Annotated in this window: 11 protein-coding genes and 1 pseudogene; 4 read left to right on the top strand and 8 right to left on the bottom strand. The window is 35.2% G+C overall.

The features are described from left to right. The 5 genes from P8M54_RS16255 to mraZ form a co-directional block, all read right to left on the bottom strand. Positions 1-846: UDP-N-acetylmuramoyl-L-alanyl-D-glutamate--2,6-diaminopimelate ligase (locus tag P8M54_RS16255; protein WP_300289098.1), on the bottom strand; the 846-nt coding region annotated here is incomplete at its 3' end. Then, complete coding sequence (locus tag P8M54_RS16250) at positions 843-2,846, bottom strand: penicillin-binding protein (protein WP_300289097.1); 2,004 nt, start codon at positions 2,844-2,846, stop codon at positions 843-845. The genes P8M54_RS16255 and P8M54_RS16250, both read right to left, overlap by 4 nt. Then, positions 2,837-3,184, bottom strand: coding sequence for an FtsL-like putative cell division protein (locus tag P8M54_RS16245; protein WP_300289096.1), 348 nt, complete (start codon positions 3,182-3,184; stop codon positions 2,837-2,839). The genes P8M54_RS16250 and P8M54_RS16245 overlap by 10 nt, the downstream gene beginning before the upstream one ends. A gap of 7 nt (positions 3,185-3,191) precedes the next feature. Further along, positions 3,192-4,100, bottom strand: coding sequence for a 16S rRNA (cytosine(1402)-N(4))-methyltransferase RsmH (gene rsmH / locus P8M54_RS16240; RefSeq protein ID WP_300289095.1), 909 nt, complete (start codon positions 4,098-4,100; stop codon positions 3,192-3,194). After that, positions 4,075-4,548: a division/cell wall cluster transcriptional repressor MraZ gene (mraZ, locus tag P8M54_RS16235; protein ID WP_300289094.1), complete on the bottom strand. Its 474-nt coding sequence runs from the start codon at positions 4,546-4,548 to the stop codon at positions 4,075-4,077. The genes rsmH and mraZ overlap by 26 nt, the downstream gene beginning before the upstream one ends. Positions 4,549-4,931: 383 nt before the next feature. On the opposite strand from mraZ, the gene P8M54_RS16230 reads away from it, so the two are divergent. Continuing rightward, positions 4,932-5,696 (top strand): alpha/beta hydrolase, encoded by a 765-nt coding sequence (locus P8M54_RS16230; protein ID WP_300289093.1) that lies wholly within the window; start codon positions 4,932-4,934, stop codon positions 5,694-5,696. Between the two features lie 30 nt (positions 5,697-5,726). Continuing rightward, positions 5,727-6,347 (top strand): ribosome biogenesis GTP-binding protein YihA/YsxC, encoded by a 621-nt coding sequence (gene yihA / locus P8M54_RS16225; protein WP_300289092.1) that lies wholly within the window; start codon positions 5,727-5,729, stop codon positions 6,345-6,347. 69 nt (positions 6,348-6,416) lie between these two features. Here the strand turns inward: yihA and gldC are convergent, their stop codons facing one another. Beyond that, a complete protein-coding gene (gene gldC, locus P8M54_RS16220) occupies positions 6,417-6,752 on the bottom strand; it encodes a gliding motility protein GldC (RefSeq protein ID WP_300289091.1) in 336 nt (111 codons plus the stop codon). Continuing rightward, positions 6,752-7,705, bottom strand: coding sequence for a gliding motility lipoprotein GldB (gldB, locus tag P8M54_RS16215; RefSeq protein ID WP_300289090.1), 954 nt, complete (start codon positions 7,703-7,705; stop codon positions 6,752-6,754). The genes gldC and gldB overlap by 1 nt, the downstream gene beginning before the upstream one ends. 102 nt (positions 7,706-7,807) lie before the next feature. Between gldB and nadE the strand changes: the two genes are divergently transcribed. Together nadE and P8M54_RS16205 are read left to right on the top strand one after the other, a co-directional pair. Then, complete coding sequence (gene nadE, locus P8M54_RS16210) at positions 7,808-8,605, top strand: NAD(+) synthase (RefSeq protein ID WP_300289089.1); 798 nt, start codon at positions 7,808-7,810, stop codon at positions 8,603-8,605. Between the two features lie 94 nt (positions 8,606-8,699). Then, the gene (locus P8M54_RS16205; protein ID WP_300289088.1) at positions 8,700-9,329 is read left to right on the top strand and encodes a response regulator transcription factor; all 630 of its coding nucleotides are present in this window, start codon (positions 8,700-8,702) and stop codon (positions 9,327-9,329) included. Here P8M54_RS16205 and P8M54_RS16200 read toward each other — a convergent pair. Further along, positions 9,330-9,885: pseudogene (locus P8M54_RS16200) on the bottom strand (DNA primase); the annotation flags it as partial. It lies immediately after the preceding gene.

Raw genomic sequence — 9,885 nt, 5'->3', positions numbered from 1 at the left:
ATCAATTTTAAGCAACAGACCCGACAATTGACTTTCTAAAATCTGAGCTCTGAAGTCGGCATAGGATTTTAGTGCATACGTACGTTTGGTTGCAACCGTATTTTGAAACATTACAGCGCCATTTTTATCATCAGCATTTGTTAATGCAAAAGCTGTTTTAGGTAAATGGTCAAAGAACGATTTTTTCACATCTCTGTACTCTGCAAAAGTGGGATGATAATCCAAATGGTCATGAGACAAATTGGTAAAGACACCACCAGCAAACTGCAACCCTTCTGTTCTTTTTTGATGAATTCCATGCGAGCTAACTTCCATAAAACAGTAATCAACACCTACAGAAACCATTTCAGCTAGGTACTGATTTATAGTAACCGAATCAGGCGTGGTGTGAGTAGCCTTGTACTCTACCTCATCAACCATGATCTTCACCGTCGAAAGCAATCCAACTTTATATCCTGCTTTTTTAAATAATTGGTACAATAGCGACGCAATAGTTGTTTTCCCGTTTGTACCTGTTATACCAACTAGTTTAAGTTTAGAAGAGGGATTGCCGAAATAATTAGCCGCCATAAAAGCTAATGCTTCATTAGTATCTGCAACCTTTACATAGGTAACGCTCTTGTCTAAATTATCAGGCAAAGTATCACAAACAACGGTTTTAGCACCGAGACTAATGGCAGTATCTATAAAATCATGTCCATCAGCAAGCGATCCGCGAATGGCAACAAAAACATCTTTAGTTTCTAATTTTCTAGAATCAAATTCAATTTTACCAATAGCGTTATCCGTCGAACCTTGAACCGATTCAATAGCTACTTTATATAATATGTCTTTAAGTATGATCACAGTAATTCTAATGTTATTGTTGTGTTTTTTACTAAATTCTCACCTGCTTGCAACGATTGAGACTTAACTTTTCCCATCCCTACTACTTTCACTTTTACGTCTAAATTTTCGAGTAAAGCAATGGCATCCATCCCAGGCATGCCTTTAACATTAGGCATGGCTTTACGCCCTTTTTGCATTTTAGCGTAATACGTATTGTAATTATCCTCTTGCTTAGGAATCTTGCGGTTTAGATTTTTAATTTCATTGGTAGACGGGATGTCTGTAAATATTTTTTGAGCAATTCTTTTAAAAACCGGTCCAGCTACATCCGCTCCATAGTAATTGTTATTAACCGTACTCGGTTTATGAACTACTATTATACAAGAATACTTCGGTTTGTCAGCCGGAAAATACCCAACAAAAGAAGAGGCGTAATATTTACCCGATCCACCATCTTTAGAATAATTTACTGCAGCCGTCCCTGTTTTTCCCGCCATCGAAAAGTCTTTCGAGTATAGTTTGGAAGCCGTTCCTCTTTTGACTACATTTTCCAAAACTGCTCGTACCTTAGACAAAGTCTCATTTGAACATATTTTAGGATTGATTACCTCAACACCCATTTTTTTTATGGTTCTGTTCCATTCTTTAATCTCTGAAACAAAACGCGGCTTAATCATCACTCCATTGTTTGCAACAGCATTATACAAGGCTAATGTTTGCATAGGCGTAACAGATACTCCGTACCCAAATGCCATCCACGGAAGTGATATACTCGACCAATTTTTATCCGAAGGTTGCGGGATAAAAGGCCTTCCTTCGCCTTTAAAATCCATATTTAGCTTCTTGTTTAATCCATAAGAATTTACATGGTCAACAAATTTTGACGGATTATTTTTATAGTTGTTATAGACAGCTTGAACAAGCACTGTATTAGATGATAGCTCAAAACCCCTACCTAATGAAATTTTTCCATAACCACCGGTATGCGAATCACGTACGGATCTTCCGTAATACTTTACTACTCCGCCATGAGTATCGTAAACCGTACTCGTATCTGCTACTTTATCTTCAAGAATGGCCATTAAATCCACTAGCTTAAAGGTCGAACCAGGTTCGTGAGACTCGGTTACGGCATAATTAGTGGTTTCGTAATAGGTTCCATCTGAACCTCGACCTAAATTAGAGATTGCCTTAATGTGACCTGTTTTTGTTTCCATTACAACGACACAACCGTGATCTGCTTCGTAATCTTCTAATTGTTTCAATAATGCATGATGCGCAATGTCCTGAATGTTTACATCAATAGTTGATATCACATCGTAACCATCTTGCGGATCTACTTCATTTACATCACGAATGGGTTTCCACTGCCCTTTGGCAATTTTCTGTTTCAGGATCTTACCGTCTTTCCCATTAAGGTAGTCTTTGTAAGCCCATTCAATACCTCTACCTTCTTCTTGTCCGTTACTACTAGTTCGCTCATAACCAATGGTTCGCTCGGCAATTTTCCCAATTGGATGTTCCCTTACGGTTTTTTGCTCGACAATAATTCCGCCTTTGTAAGCACCTAATTTAAACAAAGGGAAACCCTTAATTTTCATATAATCCGTATAACTCAAATCGCGAGCTACTAGATAATATCTGTTATTTGTTGCTCTCGCTTTTCTAAGTTCGTTAAGGTACCAGCTTGATGGTTTTCCTAAAACAGTAGCCAAGGAATCCGAAAGCAACTTCACATTATCTTCAAAAACCTCTCTTTTGGGTGCTTTTGCGTCAAAGCGAATGACATAATTTGGAATTGAGGTTGCTAGCAAACTGCCATCAGAAGAATAGACATTTCCTTTATTAGCAGGAATCACAAAGTTTCTAACCGTACGCTCTTTAGCTAATTGACGATAATAAGCTCCTTCGACCCATTGAATATTTGTTAGCTTAAAGGCAATTAAAAACGCCATAAATAAGATCGCAAATGCAACAAGGTAGATTCTATAGGATATATTTTTATCGTCTATTGCCATAATTTTTTTAGAAAACTTTGCTCTTCTACTTTTTTAACTTTGATTTTTATTGGTGGTACTGTCGATGGAAAAATTTCTTTTTCAATCATCTTGTTCGATACGGTCGACTCCATTCGTAACTTCATTAATTGCGAGCGTCTGTCTACAAACTCCGATCGTAGTTCCTTTACATGACTTGTTAGTGCAGCAATTTTAAAAACTTTTTGCTCGTAGCGCTGGGTATTTGCTATCATGATTATCGCCAAAATAATTACAAACACAATAAAACGCCAGTTCTTGGTTGCATCGCCATTAATTAAAAATCTTGCTTTTAATATATTGTAAATACTCGCTTTCATAGTGGCGTTATTTTTTTTCAGCAATTCTTAACTTAGCACTTCTTGCTCTATTGTTTAGTTTGATTTCGGCAGCGTTTGGAATAATTAATTTACCTACACTTTTAAATGGGACCGAAAAATTTCCGAAGAAATCGCGTTCAGGTTCTCCCTCAAACATTCCGTTTTTTATAAACCTTTTAACTAATCGATCTTCTAGAGAATGGTAAGAGATAACACTCAATCTTCCTTCAGGTTTTAAGATTTCCAAGGACTGCTCCAAAAATTCTTTTAAAACATCCATTTCTTGGTTCACCTCTATTCGTATGGCTTGGTATATTTGCGCAAGCACCTTATTCCGTACTTTTTCGGGTAAATATTTAGCTAAAACTTCTTTTAATTCATCTGTGGTTTTAATAGGATGAGTCTCTCTTGCTTCAACGATTGTTCGCGCTAGCGCAGGAGCATTTTTCAACTCACCATAATCATAAAAAACACGTTTTAGATTCGCATCATCGTATTCATTAACCACCTTGTAGGCATTTAAATCACTTTTTTGATTCATTCGCATATCTAATTCGGCATCGAATCGAGTAGAAAATCCTCTTTCAGGAACATCAAATTGATGAGAAGAAACCCCTAAATCTCCTAAAATCCCGTCTACATTTTTCGCACCATAAAAGCGTAAAAAACGTTTTAGAAATCGGAAGTTCTCGTTTATCAAAACAAAACGATCATCATCGATAGCATTCGCCAAAGCATCTTGGTCTTGATCGAAAGCAAATAACTTACCTTCAGGACCTAGCCTACTTAAAATCTCTCTTGAATGCCCACCTCCACCGAAAGTAACATCAACATATATCCCATCAGGCTTAATATTTAAACCATCAACACTTTCTTTCAGCAAAACTGGATTATGATATTCCATTGTCGTCGTCATTTATATTTCCCATTACATCCTCTGCTAAATCTGCAAAATCAATATCCTCTCCGCTTATAGACTGCTCATAAAGGTCTTTGTCCCATATTTCAACAATATTTACCGCCGAAGAGAAAACCACCTCTTTAGAAATATTTGAAAAAGCAACTAAATCCTTTGGCACAAGCAACCTTCCTAAAGCATCAATTTCAACAACCTTTACACCAGCTGTAAACCTGCGGATAAAATCATTGTTTTTCTTTACAAAGCGGTTAAGCTTATTGATTTTTTGCATCATCAAATTCCACTCTTCCATTGGATACAGCTCTAAACATGGCTGGAATACAGAACGCTTCAAGACAAACCCGTCTTGAAGAGAAAGCGTCAATTGCTTCTTCAAAGGAGCGGGTAGTAACACCCTTCCTTTCGCATCGACCTTGCATTCATATGTTCCAACTATTGTATTCAACAGAATAATTTTAGAATTGATTTAAAGCAAAAATATAAAAAATTCTACCACATTTTACCACAATATACCACTTTGTTAATAAGTTTAACCACTTCTTACCTAAAAACCCTAATTTTACTAGAATCAGATTGTTACCAACTTTAGCAAACTCAAATGAATAATGTGCAGCCATATAAAACAGACAGCTATTTTTCTGTAAAAATTTAACCTAAACGGTTCTTTTTTCTTAGTTCCAAATAAACCATAAAACCACTTAGCTTTTGACAAAGTCCGCGAATCAAAATGAGATTTATTAAATAATCTTCTTAAAAAAAGAGTGCAAAAATTCTTTTTAATTTTTTAAATCCTATATTTGTGAAAATTGAAAATACGCAGTCAAAAAGATGGACAAAAACTATAAAAAAGAAGGCAGATACAGCTATTATGAAGCAGGAGAAGGCACACCTATTGTGATCCTACACGGCTTAATGGGCGGCCTTAGTAACTTTGATGGTGTGGCAAGTTACTTTTCTGAAAAAGGATATAAAATAGTTATTCCTGACTTACCAATTTATACACAAAGTCTTTTAAAAACGAATGTTAAAAGCTTTGCTAAATACGTCAAAGACTTTATCACTTTTAAAGGCTTTGACCGAGTGATTCTTTTAGGAAATTCATTAGGTGGACATATCGCATTGTACCATACTAAAATGTATCCGGAAAAAGTAGCTGGACTAGTGATTACCGGTAGCTCTGGTCTATACGAGAGCGCAATGGGCGATAGTTACCCAAAAAGAGGTGATTATGAATACATTAAGAAGAAGGCCGAAGATGTATTTTACGATCCAAAAATCGCAACTCCTGACCTAATTGATGAAGTTTACGCAACGGTAAACGATAGAATCAAACTTATCAAGACGTTAACCATTGCTAAGAGTGCTATCCGCCACAACATGGCTAAAGATTTACCAAAAATGCACGTGCAAACGGGTATTATTTGGGGGAAAAACGACAAGGTAACACCACCAGATGTGGCAACCGAGTTTAACAAATTACTTCCTAATTCAACCTTGTATTGGATTGACAAATGTGGTCACGCAGCTATGATGGAACACCCTGATGAATTTAATCGTTTATTAGAAGAGTGGCTTACTAAAACCAATCTGTAGTCGCGCGCTGCAAGGATTAACAAAAATAATATGAAAATAAATACCGCCGAGTTTGTAATTAGCAATTCAGATGTTACTAAATGTCCCAAGGACTTTTTACCTGAATACGCTTTTATAGGTCGTTCTAATGTTGGGAAATCATCATTGATCAACATGTTGACTAATCACAAAAAATTAGCCAAAACATCAGGTCGTCCAGGAAAAACACAGCTTATCAATCACTTTTTAATAAACTCGAACTGGTTTTTGGTCGATTTACCAGGATATGGTTATGCTAAAGTATCTAAAAAGACAAAATCAGTTTTTCAACAATTTATTACTGATTATTTTGAAACGAGAGAACAATTAGTTTGTGCTTTTGTTTTGATTGATATCCGCCACGAAGCGCAAGCGATCGATGTGGAATTCATGAGTTACATGGGCGAAAGCGAAATTCCGTTTTGCATTATATTTACCAAAGCAGATAAGATTAGTAAAGTAAAAATTGATTCCCACATTGCAGCGTATAAGAAAAACATGTTCGCTAATAATTGGGCCGAAATGCCTCATTATTTTGTTACATCTGCTACAGAATCGATAGGGAAAGAAGAGCTTTTAAGCTACATCGACGAAGTAAATCAAGAAGTTTTCAAAAACAATAACCAGTTTTAGAATACTACACTTTTAAATAAAAAAAACGCAAAGCTTACAGTAAGCTTTGCGTTTTTTTATGACTATCCTTTACTGCTTAAGTTCTAATTTCTCAGCAAAGTAATCGCAGAAATCTTTCATGGTATCGGTCATTTTTTCATCGCCAGTAGCTCTAAAAAAAGTATCGGACATGGCTACTAAGGTTTGATGAAAGAAAATTTTCATTTCATCAACAGGCATGTCTTTGGTCCATAAATCAATACGCATACTTTCTTTTACTTTGCTGTCCCACACTGAAAGCATAATCGCTTTTGACTCTGCTAATTCAATACCACCATCTTGCGCCGACCACAACAATTTCTCTGGCACTCGGTTCTCATCTAGTTCAACTAAAAACTTAATTTCTGATCTATTATTATCTGACATTACTTTTTGGGTTTATATTTGGATTTCTTAAATATTTCTTGCGCATTCGTTTGCAATAATTGCTGCAAAGATACTTCATTGTTTTTCATATAAGAGTTAACAATTTGCCAACCTATATATGCACCAACTTTTCCCGGCGACTCATTATCGATTTCTAAATAAAACTTAGAGAAAGGAGCTGGGTTAATGAAGCGTGGAATAAGCTTTTGATCATCGCTGTACAATAATTCTTTGTCAATGAAGTAACGCCAAATATAGCTTTCATTTTCCTCGCACCAAGTCAGCTGCTCCGGCGTATAACCTATCAGTTCATTTACAGGTGCCTCAGGCAAAAACAACTCTTTCATATATAGTTCTTTTCCCGCTTCAACCATGCTACCCAATAATTTTTTATCGAGATTAGGGGGACTTACTTTTTTATAGAAACTACTAACAACATCAGGCATAATTTGATTCTCTTCGAAGTTTTGCTTGATATATTTAGGAAACTGATAAAACTTATGCTCTTTCCCTAAGTACATTTCTAGCGACACAATTACTAAGCTATCCGCGTAAATAACTTTATTATCATAATCCATTTCAGAGATTACAGTAATTACCTTTGGAGTTTTCGTTTTTGGGAAATAATATTGAATGTGCTTGAAAAGCGATTCAAAATCAGCTTTAAGCTTGTCATTAGTTGGATATTTTTTCTGAACCTCTTGGTACAATTCTCGCCATAGCGGATTTTGCATTTTCTCAATCCATACAGCATCATCGTTCCCTTCAGGAAAAAAAAAAGGAAATTCCATCTTAATTTTCTGCAATTGATCGGGTGGTGTTTCGAAGAAAATTTTATCGAAACGCACTACACCTATCTCTATTGATGCATCAGCAATAGCAGATTCTTGCTTACTTTTTTGATTACATGACAAAAAAAACAAGGGTATAAACAAAATAAGGCACTTTTTCATTATATTTTATTTAAATTTGCACCTACATAACAAGGTGTTAAAGAGAAACTTTAGTAATTTTCAGCAAAGATACATTGCAAGTTTCGAAAACTTAAACAATTTATGACTAAAAATAATACTATTCTAATCGAAAAAGTAAATAATCAAATTGTCAATTGGTTAAAGAATTATGCGCAAAACGCAAAAGTCAACGGCTTTGTTGTAGGAATATCGGGTGGCGTGGATTCAGCCGTTACTTCGACATTATGTGCTCAAACTGGTCTTGATGTATTGTGTATCGAAATGCCTATTCATCAGCACTCAAGTCATGTTAATAGAGCTAAGGAACACATACAGCAATTAAAAGATCGCTTTCCAAATGTGCGCAGTGTGGAAGCGGACTTAACGACTTTATTCGAAACTTTTAAATCTACTGTTTCCACTGATTACCCTGAAGATAAATTAAGTTTAACACTAGCCAATACTAGAGCTAGACTTAGAATGACTACCTTATATTACTTTGCCGGAGTTAATGGCTTATTAGTAGCAGGAACTGGAAACAAAGTAGAAGATTTTGGCGTAGGCTTTTATACCAAATACGGAGATGGAGGCGTTGACTTAAGTCCTATTGCTGACTTAATGAAATCCGAAGTATTCCTTTTAGCTGCTTACTTAAATGTACCCCAATCCATATTAGAAGCACAGCCGTCAGATGGATTATATGGCAATGAAAAAACAGATGAAGACCAATTAGGAGCATCGTATGATGAACTTGAATGGGCCATGCTAGAAGCTGAGGCAGGAAAGTCCTCAAACGACTTTAATGGCAGGCAAAAAGAGGTCTTTGACATCTATATAAAATTAAATACCACCAACCAACATAAAATGAATGCAATACCCGTTTGTAAAATTAATCGTTAATATTTTTATTTGTAAGGAATTTTAGTAATAATTAAAATTTTTTTATTAAATTTATGAATGATTAGTAACAAACAACTTAAAATAATTAATTATTATGATAAAAGTTTGTTTTGCCGATAATTACCCCGTAGTACATTTTGGCGTTAAATCTTATTTTAAAGAACACGCTGAAATCTCAATTGTTGCCAATGTAGGTAGCTTTTTGATGATCCGCGATATCTTGCTCACTAAAGAAGTTGATGTCCTAGTTTTAGATCTAGAATTAGAAGGTCTTTCTAGTATTTTTGAAGTCAAGTCGATTTTGAAAAACTTCCCAAAAACAAAGATTATTATTTTTAGTGGACTTTCTGAGCAAATATATGCCCCTAACGCCATTAAAGCTGGTGTATCTGGATACGTTCACAAACAGGAAAAACTAGAAACTCTTGGACAGTCTATCATCAAAGTTAATCAAGGTAAGATTATCATGAATGAAACTGTTAAGAAGAACCTAGCTTTAATTGCTAAGCAAAGTAAAAGTGAGCGTTTATATAGAAAACTTTCTAACCGTGAAGTTGAAGTATTACGTTATTTAAGTGGTGGTAAGAAAAACCATGAAATAGCTGATATTTTAGGCTTGAACGAAAAAACGATTAGTACTTATAAACTACGTTTATTAACGAAGCTTAATGTAACTAACTTGGTTGACTTAGTCAATAAAGCTAAAACACTAGAGATCGTTTAATTAAAAACGAGACATTACTCTACCTAATTTTTTAGAAAAGGCGCGAGTCAATTCATTATAATCTTTTATTAGAGTCATAGGCTCCGTATTATCTGCATCAGGTAATATGGAGCTTTTTAGTTCATCTATAATCTTTCCTACTAAGTACCAACGTAACGTTAAGATGGTTTCAGATACATTTTGACTTATGGTATCGTTTTTAGATTTAGGAAAGATATTTTGACCTTCCCAGTTGTGCATCACTAAGCGCTCCTCTTCCATTAAAATATCGGTTACTTCTTGAGCAAACTCGGGTTGTAATCGCATCAAATAGTGCTCTAAATTAAAGCTATCATTTTGCAGATAAAAATTAATTAGATCATTAAATAATTCCCTAAACAAAGGATTTGCAAGCTCAACCTCATCCTCTTGCAGACTGAGATATATCCTATGGAAAACTTTGTATTCCTTGAATTCAACGACATGTTCAATCTCACCGTCGTCATTAGATTTCATCATCACATCTTCAAACTGTTCTAATTTATCTCCATACAAAAGCAAAATCTCTATAATCTTG

The sequence above is a fragment of the Flavobacterium sp. genome, from assembly GCF_029242675.1.
Taxonomy (GTDB): domain Bacteria; phylum Bacteroidota; class Bacteroidia; order Flavobacteriales; family Flavobacteriaceae; genus Flavobacterium.
This window is presented reverse-complemented; position numbering and strand designations above follow the sequence as displayed.